Below are 15,096 nucleotides of genomic sequence, written 5' to 3'. Positions count from 1 at the left end.
CAAAATTATAACAGACACTTCATTCGATTAGAACCGCCTTCTGCTAACAAAGGCGACTAGTGCCCCAACAAATCGATCACGTGCAGCAATTCCTTGCGCAACTGCTCGACGTCCACCGTGGGGGAGGCAGTGGTTGCCGCCGGCATTGCTGCGCCCTCGCCTTCCTCGACCATATCGCCCGGCGCACCGTGCGCCCCGCCGCCATGTGAATCGAGCCGGTTGCGCGCGCCGTTGATCGTGAAGCCCTGCTCATACAATAGTTCGCGAATCCGCCGGATCAACAGCACCTCGTGATGCTGGTAATACCGGCGATTGCCACGTCGCTTGACCGGCCTCAACTGCGTGAACTCCTGTTCCCAGTAGCGCAAGACATGCGGTTTCACGCCGCATAGTTCGCTGACCTCACCAATCGTGAAGTAGCGCTTCGCCGGAATCGGAGGCAAGACGACTTTTTCGATCGTCGCTGTCATCGTCAGTTAGCCGTCGTGGTGGGTTGCGCAGGAACGCGCCAGTCGATCAGCGCGTGAAGCTTGCTTCAGCGCCGTTCTCGACCAGCGCCTTCAGCTTTTGACTCGCATGGAACGTCACAACGCGGCGCGCGGCGATCGGAATCGCCTCGCCCGTCTTTGGGTTTCTACCGGGACGCTGGGGTTTGTCGCGCAACTGGAAGTTGCCGAACCCCGACAGCTTCACGCTGTCGCCACTCTCCAGCGCGTCGCGGATCACCTCGAAAAACGCTTCGACCATGTCTTTCGCTTCCCGCTTGTTGAGCCCGACATTGTCGAACAGCAACTCAGCAAGTTCCGCCTTGGTAAGCGTCGGCGTTTCAGTGGAAACGACGGCGGGTGATGTCGGAATTTCGCGAATCATGGCGCTGCGTTGCGCCGTAAGAAGGGCTTCGAAATCACTCGAGTTCATTTCATTCATATCTATCAAATGGCGCGCCAAGCAGAAAACAATGGATGCGGAAACAGCCGTGCAATTGTTAAATGCGGGTTATCCGCGCAACCGTGCGCCATATACTCGAGCCAGACGTTCCACCAGAGTTTGAATGGCCAGATCGACCGTTTCATCCTGAAGGGTTCCGCCAGTATCTTGCAAGGTCACACGGAACGCAAGGCTTTTCTCGTGAGCGGCCAGACCACCGGAAGTGTTTGATTTTGGACGGAATTCGTCGAAAAGCGCAACCTTCTGAACAGTCTTGCAGGCGGGTTCGGACTGGGCCTTCTGAAGCTCGTCCAGCAGTGCCTGAACCTCGATTTTTTGATCGACGACCACGGCTATATCACGACGCACCGGCTGGAATTTAGACACTTCCGACGGAGTGGGCAATACGCGCTGCATTAATGCTTCCGCTTCGATTTCAAACAGAATCGGCGCATGCGGTAAATCATATTTTTGCATCCAGCGCGGATGCAATTCGCCAATCCAGCCGACTGCGCGGCCATTCAGTTCGATACGCGCGCTGCGTCCCGGATGCAGCGCCGGATGTTCCGCTTTCACGAAGCGCGCGACCGCCGGTGCCAGCACGGCTTCCAGATCGCCCTTCACGTCGAAGAAGTCGACCGTGCGCGTCGCCGCGCCCCACTGCTCTTCGAGCGCGGGACCGTACGCGAGGCCGCCGATCATCTTCGGCTGCGCGAAACCTTCGACCGTCAGCTCACCGGCCTTGATCGACGGATCGTGCAGGAACACGCGGCCGGCTTCGAACACGCGTACGCGATCCGCCGCGCGGCGGTTCAGGTTCGTACGCAGCACGTGGATCAGGCTGCCGAACAGCGTCGTACGCATCACCGACAACTGACTTGCAATCGGATTCAGCAGACGTACCGGCTTGTCGTTGCCGGCGAAGTCCTGCTCCCACTCGGCATCGACGAAACTGAAGTTCACCGTTTCCGCGAAGTCGCGCGCCGCGAGCGCGTGACGGATCACGTGGATCGAACGCTGCGTTTCGTTGGTCGCGCGCATCTCGCTGGTCGCGACCGGCGGACGTGCGGGGATTTTCTCGAAGCCGTAAATACGCGCGACTTCTTCGATCAGGTCTTCTTCGATTTCGATATCGAAGCGATACGACGGCGGTATCACCGAGAACGTATCTTCATCACGCTCGAACGACAGGCCGAGGCGCGTGAAAATCTGCGCGATTTCCTCCGCGTCGATCTTGATGCCGATGATGCGATTCGCACGGGAGACACGCATCTTCACGGGCTCGCGCTTCGGCACGTTGACGACCTGATCGTCGACCGGGCCGGCTTCGCCGCCGCAGATGTCGAGGATCAGTTGCGTGATGCGCTCGATATGATCGACGGTGGTCGCGTAGTCGACGCCGCGCTCGAAGCGATGGCCGGCGTCGGTCGAGAAGTTGTATTTGCGCGAGCGGCCGCGAATGCTGTCGGGCCACCAGAACGCGGCTTCGAGATAGATGTTGGTGGTGTCGAGCGTGACCGCCGTGCTGTCGCCGCCCATGATGCCCGCGAGGCTTTCGATGTGCTGCTCGTCGGCGATCACGCCAACGGTTTCATCGAGCTCGACCGTGTTGCCGTTCAGCAGCTTGAGCGTCTCGCCCTTGCGGCCCCAGCGCACGTCCATGCCGCCGTGGATCTTGTCGAGATCGAACACATGCGACGGACGACCCAATTCGAGCATCACATAGTTCGAGATATCGACGAGCGCGGAGATGCTGCGCTGGCCCGAACGCTCCAGACGCTCGACCATCCAGTGCGGCGACTTGGCGCGCGCATTCACGCCGCGAATCACACGGCCCGAGAAACGGCCGCACAGATCGGGCGCCGAGATTTTGACGGGCAGCGTCTCGTTGAGCTTCACTTCGACCGGCTTGATCTCGAGCGGGCGCAGCGGCGCGCCGGTGATCGCCGAAGTCTCGCGCGCTACACCGAACACCGACAGGCAGTCCGCCTTGTTCGGCGTCAGCTTGATCTCGAAAACGGTATCGTCGAGATTGAGCGTTTCGCGGATGTCCTGGCCGATCGGTGTATCTTCCGGCAGGATCATCAGGCCGCTATGATCTTCAGAGAGCTTCAGTTCGCGTGCCGAGCACAGCATGCCCTGGCTTTCCACGCCGCGCAGCTTGGAGAGCTTGATCGCGAACGGCGTACCGCCTTCTTCGGCCGGCGGCAGTTGCGCGCCGACCAGCGCGACCGGCACCTTGATGCCGGGCGCCACGTTCGGCGCACCGCACACGATGTTCAGCGTCGCGCCCGTGCCGGCGTCGACCTGACACACGTTGAGCTTGTCCGCGTCCGGGTGCTTGACGACTTCCAGCACCTGGCCGACGACGATCTTCGAAGTCGGCGGCGCGGCCGGCCGCAGGTCTTCGACTTCGAGACCCGCCATCGTCAACGCGTGCGACAGTTCATCGGTCGTCAGTTGCGGATCGACAAAAGTTCTCAGCCAGGATTCCGGGAATTGCATGGTTCTGTGTACGTTCTGATCAGGTTAGGTCCACGTCCGGCAGTGCCTGGCGTGACTCGGTGTTCGTGAGAATCGCCGGTCACTGCCGGGGACGCTGTGGCGGCATGCACTGCGTGCCTTGCCGCGCTCAATGCTTGACGCGTTCGTACGCGCCGGTTCAGGCGAATTGACGCAGGAACCGCAGGTCGTTTTCGAAGAACAGACGCAGGTCTTGCACGCCGTAACGCAACATGGTGAGCCGCTCGAGGCCGCTGCCGAAAGCAAAACCGATGTAACGCTCCGGGTCGAGGCCCATGTTGCGGATCACCGTGGGGTGAACCTGGCCCGAGCCCGAAATTTCGAGCCACTTGCCGGCGTTCTTGCCCGTTTCGAACAGCATGTCGATCTCGGCCGACGGTTCGGTGAACGGAAAATACGACGGACGGAAGCGCACGAGAATGTCGTCGCGCTCGAAGAATTTCTTGAGGAAGTCGGTGTAGACGCCCTTCAGATCCGCGAAGCTGATGTTCTCGTCGATCCACAGGCCTTCGACCTGGTTGAACATCGGCGAATGCGTCGCGTCGCTGTCGACACGGTAGGTGCGGCCCGGCACGATCACCTTGATAGGCGGCGTGTTGGTGCGCGCGTAGCGAACCTGCATCGGGCTGGTATGCGTGCGCAGCAGCAGTTGGCGGCCGTCGGCATCTTTGCCGTCGACGTAGAAGGTGTCCTGCATGGAACGCGCCGGATGATTTTCCGGGCTGTTCAGCGAGGTGAAGTTGTACCAGTCGGTTTCGATTTCGGGGCCGTCGGCCACGTCGAATCCGATCGTGTGGAAAATCTGTTCGACGCGCTCCCACGTGCGCATTACCGGATGCAGACTGCCTGCGCCGGTGCCGCGGCCCGGCAACGTGACGTCGATGGCTTCAGCGGCGAGGCGTTGATTCAGCAGCGCGTCGGCGAGCGCCTGACGGCGGGCCGTCAATGCGGCTTCCACTTGTTGCTTGACGAGGTTGATCCGTGCGCCTTCGGTCTTGCGCGTTTCGGGATCGAGTTTGCCAAGGCCCTTCAATAGCTCGGTCAGCGCACCCGATTTGCCGAGAAAGCGTGCTTTCTCGTTCTCGAGGGTGGTGACGTCGGAGGCTTCTGCGAAGGCTTTTTGCGCGTCGGCGACAATCTGGTCCAGATCCATTGATCCCATCATTTCAACGTCAGTGTTCAATCGAAGCAAACTGGTTCTACCAACAAAAACGGGGCTCGGTGAGGAGCCCCGTTTTTGCTGCAACGTCACCGAGACTACCGGATCTTCGCTGCAACGAACCACGCAGTGTTAATTGCCAAAACGCAATCAGGCTGCAACGGCGGCTTTCACCTGCTGAACGATCGCAGCAAAAGCAGCCTTGTCGAACACAGCCATGTCGGCCAGCACCTTGCGGTCGAGTTCGATCGAAGCCTTCTTCAGGCCGTTGATGAACACGCTGTACGTCATGTCGTGCTGACGCACCGCCGCGTTGATACGCGTGATCCACAATGCACGGAACACACGCTTCTTGTTGCGGCGATCGCGGTAGGCGTATTGGCCTGCGCGCATGACCGCCTGCTTGGCGATGCGATAGACGTTATTGCGACGGCCGCGGTAACCCTTGGCCAGCTTGATGATCTTCTTGTGACGGGCCCGTGCGGTAACCCCACGTTTTACTCGAGGCATGTTTCGCTCCTATGAGTTTCGGTTAAGGGTTAAGCGAACGGCAGCATTGCGCGCACGGAGTTCATATCTGCTTCATGAACTGCCGTCGAACCGCGCAAATGGCGTTTGTTCTTGGTGGTCTTCTTGGTAAGAATGTGGCGCTTGAAGGCTTGACCGCGCTTGACGGTACCGCCCGGACGCACCACGAAGCGCTTTGCAGCACTCTTCTTGGTCTTCATCTTCGGCATGACAACTCCATTATTTGATGGATATGGGTGTGCGGTCGGCCAGTTGGCCATTACCCGCCCTTCGAAACCCACTCCACTTGGTATGCAGACCGCCTGAACCGCCGGCAGCCGCTTTTCGGGAAACGACGCGCATTGTACACACGTCGTTCCGAAACCTGCTGACACCGCACCGGACACCCGGCGCCGCATCATTTCAATCTTTCACAACCGGAGCGCGCACCACATGGCGCGCCACCGCTCCAGGCGGTTACTTCTTTTTCTTCGGAGCGAGCACCATGATCATCTGGCGCCCTTCCATTTTCGGCATCTGCTCGACCTGACCGACTTCGTCGAGATCCGTGCGCAGGCGCTCGAGCATGCGCATACCGATTTCCTGGTGAGCCATTTCGCGGCCGCGGAAACGCAACGTGATTTTCGTCTTGTCGCCGTCGTCGAGGAAGCGGATGAGGTTGCGCAGCTTGACGTTGTAGTCGCCGTCGTCCGTGCCCGGGCGGAATTTGACTTCCTTGACCTGGACGATCTTCTGCTTCAGCTTGGCCTCGTGTTGCTTCTTCGCTTCCGAGTACTTGAACTTGCCGTAATCCATCAAGCGGCAAACCGGCGGAACCGCTTGCGGAGCGATTTCGACCAGATCCACGTCTTGCTGTTCCGACATGCGGAACGCATCAGCGAGTTTCACGATGCCGAGTGGTTCGTTCTCGACGCCGACCAGACGCACCTCGGGTGCCGTAATTTCACCGTTGATGCGGTGCGCAGACTTATCAGTAGCGATGTTACGTTTCCTCTAAAAATTAAAAAACGAGCCGGGCTGCCAAGTGGCTCAATTGAACGACTGCACGTCCTGGCGCAGACGCTCAATGAAAGTGTCGGGAGGCATTACACCCAGATCGACACCACCACGGGCACGCACGGCTACCGTTTGGGCTTCACGCTCTTTGTCGCCGACCACAAGCAGGTACGGCACCTTTTCCAGCGTGTGCTCACGTATTTTATAGCTAATCTTCTCGTTGCGCAAATCGGCCTCTACTCTAACCCCTTGTTTTTGCAACGATTGGGCTAAAGATTTCGCATATTCGGCCTGATTTTCCGCGATATTCATCACGACGACCTGCATCGGCGCAAGCCATGCGGGCATTGCACCGGCGTGGTGCTCGATCAGAATGCCGAGGAATCGCTCCATTGATCCGACGATTGCCCGATGCAGCATGATGGGGCGGCGGCGGCTGTTGTCTTCGGCGACGTATTCGGCGCCCAGACGCTCCGGCAGCACCATATCAAGCTGCAACGTGCCGCATTGCCACGAGCGGCCAAGCGCGTCCTTGATGTGGTATTCGACCTTCGGGCCGTAGAACGCCCCCTCGCCCGCCAACTCTTCCCACGTCACGCCGCAGGCCGTCAGCGCCTCGCGCAGACCCTGCTCCGCGCGATCCCACGTCTCGTCCGTACCGGCGCGCGCGTCCGGGCGCAGCGAAAGCTTGATCTCGACATTATCGAAGCCGAAGTCCTTGTAGACGCTCATCGCCAGCGTATTGAACGCGATCGATTCGCTGATGAACTGGTCTTCGGTACAGAAAATGTGCGCGTCATCCTGCACGAAACCGCGCACGCGCATCAGTCCATGCAACGCACCCGACGATTCATTGCGGTGGCACGAGCCGAATTCAGCGTAGCGCAGCGGCAGATCGCGATACGAGCGCAGACCGTGGTTGAACACCTGCACGTGACCCGGGCAGTTCATCGGCTTGATCGCGTAGTCGCGCTTTTCCGATTCCGTCGTGAACATGTTTTCACGGTAGTTCTGCCAGTGGCCCGACGCTTCCCAGAGCGAACGGTCCATGATCATCGGCGTCTTGATTTCGAGGTAGCCCGCGTCGTTCACGCGACGGCGCATGTATTGCTCGACCTGCTGCCACAGCGTCCAGCCGCGCGGATGCCAGAACACCATGCCCGGCGACTCGTCCTGCATGTGGAACAGATCGAGTTGCTTGCCGAGCTTGCGGTGGTCGCGCTTCTCCGCTTCTTCGAGCATGTGCAGATACGCTTCCTGGTCTTCCTTCTTCGTCCAGGCCGTACCGTAGATGCGCTGCAATTGTTCGTTCTTCGAATCGCCGCGCCAGTACGCGCCCGCGACCTTCATCAGCTTGAAGACTTTCAGCTTGCCGGTGGACGGCACGTGCGGGCCGCGGCACAGATCCGTGAAGCCGCCGTGCGAGTACAGCTTGATTTCGTCGGTGGCGGGAATCGATTCGATGATCTCGGCCTTGTACTTTTCGCCGATGCTCTTGAAGTAGTCCACCGCTTCGTCGCGCGACACCACGCGGCGCGAAACCGGCTCGTCTTTCTTCGCGAGTTCCTGCATGCGCTTTTCGATCTTCTCGAGATCTTCCGGCGTGAAGGGACGGTTATACGCGAAGTCGTAGTAAAAACCGTTGTCGATGACCGGGCCGATCGTGACCTGCGCTTCCGGGTACAGATCCTTCACCGCGTACGCGAGCAAGTGCGCCGTGGAGTGGCGGATGATATCGAGGCCGTCTGCATCTTTCTCGGTGACGATGGCGAGCGCCACGTCGCGGTCGATCAGCGCGGACGTATCGACCAGCTCACCATCGATCTTGCCGCCGAGCGCGGCTTTCGCGAGGCCGGGGCCGATCGAGGCGGCCACTTCGGCGACCGTCACCGGATGCTCGTACTGTCGAACAGAACCGTCAGGCAGACGTATCGAAACCATTGCGTTCTCCGTGGTGCCGACCGGCGGCGGCACATACAACCATCAAATAAGCCAAAAAAAATGCGGCCCCACTTTCGAGGGGCCGCATTCACATTTCCTGCAAACTACATTGGCGAAAGTGGTCCTCGACTAGCGTCGCTCCGAAGTGGTTTCGGTCAACGTTCGCGGTGTCATAACCGTATTCGCCTTTTGCGCCAAAGGCGCTTGCTGCAGCTTGCGAAACCCCGGTAAAACCGGAATTTCTCTTTCGTTGGTAGGCTCGATTGGACTCGAACCAACGACCCCCACCATGTCAAGGTGGTGCTCTAACCAGCTGAGCTACGAGCCTGAAGAAACGAGATTATATGGAGCCCCACACTGCTTGGCAAGTACTTTTATGCACCGACTTTAAATTTCTACTCACGTCCAGCGGATACGTCGACGGGCCATGCGCGCGTCGCACACGCATCAACTCTTGCGTGAAGCGCGCACCACCCCTGTGACCTCGCCGAGCAACGTGCACGCGCGCTGAATCTGCGCCGCACTCGACACCTCGACGGTAAATTGCATGAACGCAGCGTTACGGCGCGTCTGCGTCTTCACGCCGATCACATTCATCTTTTCGCGCGCAAACACTTCGGAAATATCGCGCAACAAACCCTGCCGATCCGTTGCGTCGATCGAAAGATCGACGGGATAAACCGACTGGCCGCGGCCGCTCATCACTTCCGCCGACCAAGCCGTTTGCAACACGCGCTCCGGCGCCCGGTCGGCCATGCGCTGGAACGTCGGGCAATCGCTGCGGTGAATCGACATGCCCTTGCCGCGCGTGACAAAGCCGCAGATATCGTCGGGCGGCGCAGGCCGGCAACAGCGCGCGAGTTGCGTGAGCAACGCATCGACACCGACCACCAGCACGCCCGTGGACGCGCCGCGCGCCACGCTCGCGCCGCTGCTGCGCTTCTCGAATTGCTCCGGCGCTTCGACCACGGGTTCCGGCGGCGGCGCATCGTGCAGCGCCTGCTCGACGAGCCGCAAACTGAATTCTTCCTTGCCCACTACCGAGAAAAGATCGTCGGTAGTCTTGAAGCCGAGCTTGGCCGCAAGCTGATCGAGATTGACCGAGGTCTTGCCTTCGCGCTGCAAGGTCTTTTCGACCATCGCGCGGCCGCTCGCGATATGTTCCTGCACTTCGACCGCGTTGAACCACGCGCGCACCTTCTGCCGCGCGCGCGGACTTTGCAGATAGCCGAGTTGCGGGTTGAGCCAGTCGCGCGACGGCCCACCCTCCTTCACCGCGACGATCTCGACTGTCTGACCGTTTTGCAAAGGCGTGTTGAGCGGCACCATCGCGCCATCGACGCGCGCGCCACGGCAACGGTGTCCCAACTCGCTGTGCAAGTGATAAGCAAAATCCACGGGCGTCGCGCCATGCGGCAACGGAATCACCCGTGCCTGCGGCGTCAGCACATAGATGTGGTCGTCGTCGAGTGTGGCCTGGCGCAGTTGCTCCCACGGCTGCGCCGCGCGCTTCTCGCCATGCTCGCCCTCGGAGACTTCGTCTTTCCACGCGAGCAGTTGACGCAGCCACGCGATTTTCTCGTCGTACTTCTCGTTGGCGGCGAACTGGCCGCCGTAACCACGCGTGCCGGCTTCCTTGTAGCGCCAATGCGCAGCCACGCCGTATTCGGCGAACTGATGCATTTCCTGCGTACGGATCTGCACTTCGAACGCGCGGCCGTCGTCGCCGATCACCACCGTGTGCAGCGACTTGTAGCCATTCGGCTTCGGCCGCGAGATGTAATCGTCGAACTCTTTCGGCACCGGCTGCCACAGGTTGTGCACGATGCCGAGCACCGTGTAGCAATCCTTGATGTCCGGCACGATCACCCGAAATGCACGCACGTCGTAGAGCTCGGCGAAGTCCAGCTCCTTGCCGCGCATCTTGCGCCAGATGCTGTAGATGTGTTTCGGCCGGCCACTCACTTCCGCGCGAATATGCGCCGCGGCCAATTCCTTTTGCAAGCGTTCGATAGCCTGCGCGACATAGCTCTCGCGCTCGACGCGTTTCTCGTCGAGCAGCTTGGCAATGCGCTTATAAGTAACCGGCTCTTCGAAGCGCAGCGCGAGATCCTCGAGCTCCCACTTCAACTGCCAGATGCCAAGACGGTTGGCGAGCGGCGCATAGATATCGAGCGTCTCGCGCGCCACGTCCGGTGAAGGCGTGATTTTCGCCGCCGCATAGTAACGCAGCGATTGCAGGCGCGACGCAAGCCGGATCAGCACCACCCGAATATCCTGCGCGAAGGCGAGCAGCATCTTGCGCAGCGCCTCGACCTGCGCGCGGCGCGCGGCTTGCGCATCGCGGCCGGCCTCGGGCATGGCGTTCTGCGCGGCACGCAAGCTCACAGTGCCGAGACGCAACAACTTGCGGACGTCGCCGACCAGTTGCGCGACTTCTTCGCCGAAGTTGTCAGCGATCACGCGCTCCGGGTCCTGCAGATGCGGCGTCAACGCAAACAACGCCGCCGCCAGTACCGCCGGCGGATCGACGTTGAGCGTGCGCATGATCGACGCCGTACCCGCCGCGTGATCCGCCAGCATTTCGCCCGACGACAGCCGCACCTCGCCCGCATGTTCGCGCACGAACGCCATCGCTTCATCGAAAGAAGGAAGGGGGTTCGGCGTGCTCGTAACAGTTTCGGTATTCATGGTGCGACGGCCCACCGGGCCAGACGATTCAACGGAATTTCAACAACACGTGCCCGCTTAGCTGCGCTGTGCAGCGACCACGCAGATTTCGACCAGGCATTTCGGATTGGCGAGCTTCGCTTCGACGGTAGCGCGCGGCGGCGTGGCGCCTTGCGCGACCCACTCGTCCCACACGGCGTTCATGTCGGCGAAATGCACCATGTCCGCGATGTAGATCTGCACCGACAGCAAATGCGACTTGTCGCTGTTCACTTCGCCCAGCAGACGGTCGATGTGGCCGAGCACTTCGCGCGTCTGACCCGTGATGTCCTGATCCGCGTCTTCGGCGATCTGGCCCGCGAGGTACACGGTGCCGTTGTGCACGGCGATTTCCGAGAGGCGCTTGCCGACGTGGTGACGAATGACTGCCATGACGAATCCTGAGTTGGTTTGAAAATTGATCGGAGATGCGTTCCGCATCGGGCCCCGTCAAGGACGCGGCGCGGAACTGCATATTATGACGCGTCGGCGGCCGGTCCGATAAAGAACTGCCTGGCGATGTCGATCTGATCGGCCGACAAAAACGCCGGCGCATGCCCAACGCCTGGGATTTCCGCACTCGACACCGCGCGCCCGGTCTCGACCATCTTCGCGACGGTTTCACGCGAGAGCAGATCGGATAGCTCGCCGCGCACCACCAGCACCGGCCCCTGGAACGACGCCAGCGAATGCCACAACGCGGCCTCGCCGAGTTTGGACGCTTCCTCGGTGGCCGCGGTAAAGGGCTGCGCGATACGCGGGTCGTAACGGAACAGCCACTTGCCGCCCTGCTCGTGCAGAAGCGGCGTGTTGATCTCGCGCCACTCGTCCGGCGTGAGCGGGCCGAAAGTCTGCGCTAGCAAGGCCGCGTAGTCGATGCCTTGCTGCAGTGTTTCAAACTGCACCGGCTTGCCGAGATAGTCGCCGATGCGCTGCACCGCGGCCGGCTCCAGATGCGGACCGACATCGTTCAACAACATCTTGCGGATCGGCGTTTCCGGCAGACCGGCGAGCCCAAGCCCAATCAGGCCGCCCATCGACGTGCCGAACCAGTCGACTGTTTCGACATTCAGCCGCGCGATCAGCGTGACCATGTCGGCAACGTATTGCGGCACCATGTACAAGTTGGGGTTGGCCAGCCACGATGACAAGCCCCGCCCCGCGACATCCGGACACACCACGCGGTAAGTGCCGGCAAATTCCTCCGCGAGGCGGTCGAAATCGCGCCCTGAGCGAGTCAAGCCGTGCACGCACAGCAGCACGCGCGGATTGGCCGGGTCGCCCCACTCGGTGTAGGCGATGCGGTGCAAGCCACCGGCGCTCGCGCACTGCACGTAGCGTTGACGCGGCGCGAGCCGCCCGGCGGTGGAAGCCGACGTGATTTCGGTCATCTGGGTTCCTTGCAAAAGCGCTGCGGATTTGGCTTGGGCACAGCAGGGATCGATATGCGTCCAATCTTCAAACGATTGTAAACCGCTTTGCCGCGCGGCAAGAGTCGGCCGAAAGGCATAGGACGCATCTGAACGAAGTGCTCCGCAGAAAACAAAACGGGCGAGACTCACGCCTCGCCCGCCTCGGAACCGCCTTGCGGCCGCCTGCCGCTCACACCAGCCGGATCGGCCACACATCAGCCTCAACCAGCCTCAGACGGCCTCATTGCACGCCATTTAACTCACCGCGCTCACATCGAGCGGCGCGCCCGTCTTCGCCTTGATTTCGTCGACGCTCACGCCAGGCGCCAATTCGGTCACCTTCAGCCCGTCGTCCGTGACGTCGATCACGCCGAGATCCGTAATGATCTGATCGACCACGCCCACGCCCGTAAGCGGCAGCGTGCATTCTTCGAGGATTTTGTGCTGGTCGCCCTTCGCGACGTGCTCCATCAGCACGACCACGCGTTTGACGCCCGCGACCAGATCCATCGCGCCGCCCATGCCCTTGATCATCTTGCCCGGGATCATCCAGTTGGCCAGATCGCCCTTCTTGCTGATCTGCATCGCGCCGAGAATCGCCAGATTGATGTGGCCGCCGCGAATCATCGCGAACGAATCCGCCGACGAAAAAATCGACGAGCCCGGCAGCGTGGTGACCGTCTGCTTGCCGGCGTTGATGAGGTCGGCGTCCACTTCCTCTTCGGTCGGCGACGGGCCGATGCCGAGCAGGCCGTTTTCCGACTGCAGCCACACTTCGACGCCCGGCGGCACGTGATTGGCCACGAGCGTCGGCAGGCCGATGCCGAGGTTGACATAAAAGCCGTCCTGCAATTCCTTCGCCGCGCGCGCGGCCATTTCGTCACGAGTCCATGCCATGATCAGTCTCCTTTCGCGCGGACGACGCGTTGTTCGATGCGTTTTTCCGGATGCGCATTCAACACGATGCGCTGCACGAAGATGCCAGGCGTATGGATCGCGTCCGGATCGAGTTCGCCCACTTCGACAATTTCCTCGACCTCGGCCACGGTGATCTTGCCGGCCATCGCGCACATCGGGTTGAAGTTGCGCGCGGTGCGGCGATAGATCAGGTTGCCCGATTTGTCGGCCTTCCACGCCTTCACCAAAGCGACGTCGGCCGTCAGCGAGTGTTCGAGCACGTAGTGGTTTTCGCCGAACTGGCGGGTTTCCTTACCTTCGGCAATCAGCGTGCCGTAGCCGGTATTGGTGAAAAACGCCGGAATGCCCGAACCGCCCGCGCGCAGCTTCTCGGCGAGCGTGCCTTGCGGCGTGAATTCGAGTTCGAGTTCACCGGCCAGATACTGGCGCTCGAACTCCTTGTTCTCGCCGACATACGACGAGATCATCTTCTTGACCTGGCGCGTTTCGAGCAGCAGACCAAGGCCGAAGCCGTCGACGCCCGCATTGTTGCTGATGCAGGTGATGCCCTGCACCTTCGAATCGCGCAGTGCGCCGATCAGCGCCTCCGGAATGCCGCACAGCCCGAAGCCGCCGACGGCAAACGTCTGCCCGTCCTTGACGATGTCTTTCAGCGCCTCGGCGGCGCCTGGATAGACCTTGTTCATCAGTATGTCCCTTCCTTTATGGAAACCCGAATTCGGATCGTTGCGGCTGGTACGACGTTGCGCGAGCCTGAGCCCGACACGTCATTCTAGTCATCCCCGGCGGGCTGTGCGCCCAGGTTTCCCTGCGCATCGTGCAAATGCCCGCCGCGGACAGCTTCGCCGCGTTGTCATGTGCTCGAAAGAGTACGCTGGGCGCGCCATGCGGCACAATACGCAAAAATACATAAGTACTTGCCGCCAGCCCATGCCCGCACTGGATTACCAAACCGCGTTCCACCTCGCTCCGATCGGACTCGTGCTGTCGCGCGAACGGATTATCGAAGACTGTAATGACGAGCTCGCGTCGATTTTCGGCTGCACGCGCGAATCGCTGCTCGGCCAGTCGTTCCAGGTGCTGTATCCGTCGACGGACGAATTCGAGCGGATCGGCGCGCGGATTCCGCCGATCATGACGGCGCAAGGCAGCTACGCGGACGACCGCATCATGAAGCGGGCCAACGGGGAATTGTTCTGGTGCCACGTGACGGGCCGCGCGCAGGAACGCGCCGACCCGCACGCCGCGGGCGTCTGGACCTTCGAGGACTTGAGCGCGACGCGCCGCGTGGCGGTCGAACTGACGCCGCGCGAACGCGAAATCGCCGCGCAACTGGTGACGGGGAAAACCAGCAAGCAGATTGGCCGCGTGCTGGATATCAGCCCGCGCACGGTCGATGTCTACCGGGCGCGGCTGATGCGCAAATACGATACGGGGAACGCGACGGAGCTATTGCAGCGCCTGCTCGGGCATTGAAGGCGCCGCCAGGCAAGCGCGCGGGACTCGTCTATCTGTCGCCGCTCAGGCCGCCTTGACCAGCGCGGCACGCTCGATGGTTTCGCGCAGCATGTCCGGCACGGGGACCGACTTGCCGGCCGCGTAATCGATCCATACGCAGCGCGCGGCGCCGCGCGCATAGACGGTGTTGGGATCGTCGGCGCGCACCAGCTCGAAACCCGTGTCGAAGCTGCTGCGGCCGGGCGTGGCCACCGTCATCCGCCCGATCACGTCGCCGGGATAATGCAGTTGCTTGAGAAACTCCATCGACGCATTGACGATCACTGGCCCTTGCCCGTCGGCGTTGCTGCCGGCCAGGCCCAGCTGTTCGAACCAGGAAATCCGCACCTGCTCCATGTAGCGGAAATAGACCGTGTTGTTCACATGGCCGAAGGCGTCCATGTCGCCCCAGCGGATCGGCATCGACATCTCGAAAACTGCGTGAAAATCGCTCATCGTACTTCTTTATCGGATTGAAACCAGGTT

At 61.0% G+C, this 15,096-nt stretch carries 15 protein-coding genes and 1 tRNA gene; 1 reads left to right on the top strand and 15 read right to left on the bottom strand.

Annotation, left to right across the window (positions count from 1 at the left end; genetic code table 11):
• Positions 1-56: 56 nt before the first annotated feature.
• The 14 genes from B0G74_RS03750 to B0G74_RS03680 form a co-directional block, all read right to left on the bottom strand.
• Complete coding sequence (locus B0G74_RS03750; protein WP_132373700.1) at positions 57-470, bottom strand: MerR family transcriptional regulator; 414 nt, start codon at positions 468-470, stop codon at positions 57-59.
• A 46-nt stretch (positions 471-516) separates the two neighbouring features.
• Complete coding sequence (locus B0G74_RS03745; protein ID WP_012433735.1) at positions 517-927, bottom strand: integration host factor subunit alpha; 411 nt, start codon at positions 925-927, stop codon at positions 517-519.
• A gap of 69 nt (positions 928-996) precedes the next feature.
• Positions 997-3,432 (bottom strand): phenylalanine--tRNA ligase subunit beta, encoded by a 2,436-nt coding sequence (pheT, locus tag B0G74_RS03740; protein ID WP_132373699.1) that lies wholly within the window; start codon positions 3,430-3,432, stop codon positions 997-999.
• Between the two features lie 157 nt (positions 3,433-3,589).
• Entirely contained in the window at positions 3,590-4,603 is a 1,014-nt protein-coding gene (gene pheS / locus B0G74_RS03735) for a phenylalanine--tRNA ligase subunit alpha (protein WP_165923808.1), read from the bottom strand.
• Positions 4,604-4,759: 156 nt separating this feature from the next.
• Positions 4,760-5,119, bottom strand: coding sequence for a 50S ribosomal protein L20 (rplT, locus tag B0G74_RS03730; protein WP_006052502.1), 360 nt, complete (start codon positions 5,117-5,119; stop codon positions 4,760-4,762).
• A 29-nt stretch (positions 5,120-5,148) separates the two neighbouring features.
• The gene (rpmI, locus tag B0G74_RS03725) at positions 5,149-5,346 is read right to left on the bottom strand and encodes a 50S ribosomal protein L35 (RefSeq protein ID WP_028200199.1); all 198 of its coding nucleotides are present in this window, start codon (positions 5,344-5,346) and stop codon (positions 5,149-5,151) included.
• Positions 5,347-5,593: 247 nt separating this feature from the next.
• Positions 5,594-6,118: a translation initiation factor IF-3 gene (gene infC / locus B0G74_RS03720; protein ID WP_074263967.1), complete on the bottom strand. Its 525-nt coding sequence runs from the start codon at positions 6,116-6,118 to the stop codon at positions 5,594-5,596.
• 48 nt (positions 6,119-6,166) lie between these two features.
• Positions 6,167-8,074 carry a threonine--tRNA ligase gene (gene thrS, locus B0G74_RS03715; RefSeq protein WP_132373698.1) on the bottom strand — a complete coding sequence of 636 codons (1,908 nt, stop codon included), beginning with the start codon at positions 8,072-8,074 and terminating at the stop codon, positions 6,167-6,169.
• Positions 8,075-8,325: 251 nt separating this feature from the next.
• Positions 8,326-8,402, bottom strand: a tRNA-Val gene (locus tag B0G74_RS03705).
• 119 nt (positions 8,403-8,521) lie between these two features.
• Positions 8,522-10,765, bottom strand: coding sequence for a bifunctional (p)ppGpp synthetase/guanosine-3',5'-bis(diphosphate) 3'-pyrophosphohydrolase (locus B0G74_RS03700; protein ID WP_132373697.1), 2,244 nt, complete (start codon positions 10,763-10,765; stop codon positions 8,522-8,524).
• A 57-nt stretch (positions 10,766-10,822) separates the two neighbouring features.
• Positions 10,823-11,176: a RidA family protein gene (locus tag B0G74_RS03695; protein ID WP_132373696.1), complete on the bottom strand. Its 354-nt coding sequence runs from the start codon at positions 11,174-11,176 to the stop codon at positions 10,823-10,825.
• An 83-nt stretch (positions 11,177-11,259) separates the two neighbouring features.
• The gene (locus tag B0G74_RS03690) at positions 11,260-12,174 is read right to left on the bottom strand and encodes an alpha/beta hydrolase (RefSeq protein WP_132373695.1); all 915 of its coding nucleotides are present in this window, start codon (positions 12,172-12,174) and stop codon (positions 11,260-11,262) included.
• Positions 12,175-12,450: 276 nt separating this feature from the next.
• The gene (locus tag B0G74_RS03685) at positions 12,451-13,092 is read right to left on the bottom strand and encodes a CoA transferase subunit B (protein ID WP_132373694.1); all 642 of its coding nucleotides are present in this window, start codon (positions 13,090-13,092) and stop codon (positions 12,451-12,453) included.
• A 2-nt stretch (positions 13,093-13,094) separates the two neighbouring features.
• A complete protein-coding gene (locus B0G74_RS03680; protein WP_028200192.1) occupies positions 13,095-13,799 on the bottom strand; it encodes a CoA transferase subunit A in 705 nt (234 codons plus the stop codon).
• Between the two features lie 244 nt (positions 13,800-14,043).
• Between B0G74_RS03680 and B0G74_RS03675 the strand changes: the two genes are divergently transcribed.
• Complete coding sequence (locus tag B0G74_RS03675; RefSeq protein WP_132373693.1) at positions 14,044-14,589, top strand: LuxR C-terminal-related transcriptional regulator; 546 nt, start codon at positions 14,044-14,046, stop codon at positions 14,587-14,589.
• A gap of 45 nt (positions 14,590-14,634) precedes the next feature.
• On the opposite strand, the gene B0G74_RS03670 is transcribed toward B0G74_RS03675, so the two are convergent.
• Positions 14,635-15,066 (bottom strand): thioesterase family protein, encoded by a 432-nt coding sequence (locus B0G74_RS03670; protein WP_132373692.1) that lies wholly within the window; start codon positions 15,064-15,066, stop codon positions 14,635-14,637.
• Positions 15,067-15,096: the final 30 nt, after the last annotated feature.

The organism is Paraburkholderia sp. BL9I2N2 (assembly GCF_004339745.1).
Taxonomy (GTDB): Bacteria; Pseudomonadota; Gammaproteobacteria; order Burkholderiales; family Burkholderiaceae; genus Paraburkholderia.
This window is presented reverse-complemented; position numbering and strand designations above follow the sequence as displayed.

Bases quoted from the DNA above. Each gene is read 5' to 3' on its own strand.
- B0G74_RS03750 (WP_132373700.1), bottom strand. From the start codon at position 470: ATGACAGCGACGATCGAAAAAGTCGTCTTGCCTCCGATTCCGGCGAAG.
- B0G74_RS03745 (WP_012433735.1), bottom strand. From the start codon at position 927: ATGAATGAAATGAACTCGAGTGATTTCGAAGCCCTTCTTACGGCGCAA.
- pheT (WP_132373699.1), bottom strand. From the start codon at position 3,432: ATGCAATTCCCGGAATCCTGGCTGAGAACTTTTGTCGATCCGCAACTG.
- pheS (WP_165923808.1), bottom strand. From the start codon at position 4,603: ATGGATCTGGACCAGATTGTCGCCGACGCGCAAAAAGCCTTCGCAGAA.
- rplT (WP_006052502.1), bottom strand. From the start codon at position 5,119: ATGCCTCGAGTAAAACGTGGGGTTACCGCACGGGCCCGTCACAAGAAG.
- rpmI (WP_028200199.1), bottom strand. From the start codon at position 5,346: ATGCCGAAGATGAAGACCAAGAAGAGTGCTGCAAAGCGCTTCGTGGTG.
- thrS (WP_132373698.1), bottom strand. From the start codon at position 8,074: ATGGTTTCGATACGTCTGCCTGACGGTTCTGTTCGACAGTACGAGCAT.
- B0G74_RS03700 (WP_132373697.1), bottom strand. From the start codon at position 10,765: ATGAATACCGAAACTGTTACGAGCACGCCGAACCCCCTTCCTTCTTTC.
- B0G74_RS03695 (WP_132373696.1), bottom strand. From the start codon at position 11,176: ATGGCAGTCATTCGTCACCACGTCGGCAAGCGCCTCTCGGAAATCGCC.
- B0G74_RS03690 (WP_132373695.1), bottom strand. From the start codon at position 12,174: ATGACCGAAATCACGTCGGCTTCCACCGCCGGGCGGCTCGCGCCGCGT.
- B0G74_RS03685 (WP_132373694.1), bottom strand. From the start codon at position 13,092: ATGGCATGGACTCGTGACGAAATGGCCGCGCGCGCGGCGAAGGAATTG.
- B0G74_RS03680 (WP_028200192.1), bottom strand. From the start codon at position 13,799: ATGAACAAGGTCTATCCAGGCGCCGCCGAGGCGCTGAAAGACATCGTC.
- B0G74_RS03675 (WP_132373693.1), top strand. From the start codon at position 14,044: ATGCCCGCACTGGATTACCAAACCGCGTTCCACCTCGCTCCGATCGGA.
- B0G74_RS03670 (WP_132373692.1), bottom strand. From the start codon at position 15,066: ATGAGCGATTTTCACGCAGTTTTCGAGATGTCGATGCCGATCCGCTGG.